The 681-nt window shown below is 75.6% G+C and carries 1 pseudogene; it reads left to right on the forward strand.

What is annotated here, in order from left to right:
• Positions 1-681 (forward strand): annotated as a pseudogene (locus tag FV222_RS28395) (SPOR domain-containing protein); the annotation flags it as partial.

Below are 681 nucleotides of genomic sequence, written 5' to 3' on the forward strand. Positions count from 1 at the left end.
GAGCCGGCGGCGCAGACGCAGGGCGCCGCCCAACGCGGCCGCCAGGAGCCGAGCTTCGCACCCGCGGCCGCCGCCTACGCCGAGCCGCAGCGCAACGCCCCGGCCGACGCCTTCGACCAGTACCTCGCCTCCGTCGATCACGGGTCCGAGCAGCAGGCGCGCTACGCCGAAGCCGAGGCCTACCAGAACGAGGCGGGCGACGCCGAGGCCTACGACCAGCGCAGCCTCAAGCGGGTGAAGCCGCGCAACCGCCTGGTCAAGGTCGGCGCGGGCGTCGCCGTCGTCCTCGTCGCCGTCACCGGCGCGGTGACCTACAAGACCCTGCGGCACGGCGGCGGCGGCGGCGGCGTCCCGGTGGTCCAGGCCGACACCTCGCCGGTGAAGGTCGCGCCGAAGGTCGCCGACGGCGTCGAGATCCCGGACCAGAACCGCCAGATCTACGAGCCCAAGGCCAAGGACAGCCAGATCCGCATCGTCAACCGCGAGGAGCAGCCCCTCGACGTGGCCCAGGCCGCCCGCGCGGCGCAGGGCCAGGAGCGCTCGGCGCAGGATCGCGGCGAGACCGCCAACGTCACCCCGGGCTCGGCCTCGTTCGACGCGTTCGGCCAGCCCCGCAAGGTCCGCACCGTCGTGGTGCGGCCGGACACGCCGCCCCCGGCGGCCCAGCGCGAGGCGCAAGCC

This window comes from Methylobacterium sp. WL103 (assembly GCF_008039885.1).
GTDB classification, from domain to species: Bacteria; Pseudomonadota; Alphaproteobacteria; order Rhizobiales; family Beijerinckiaceae; genus Methylobacterium; species Methylobacterium cerastii.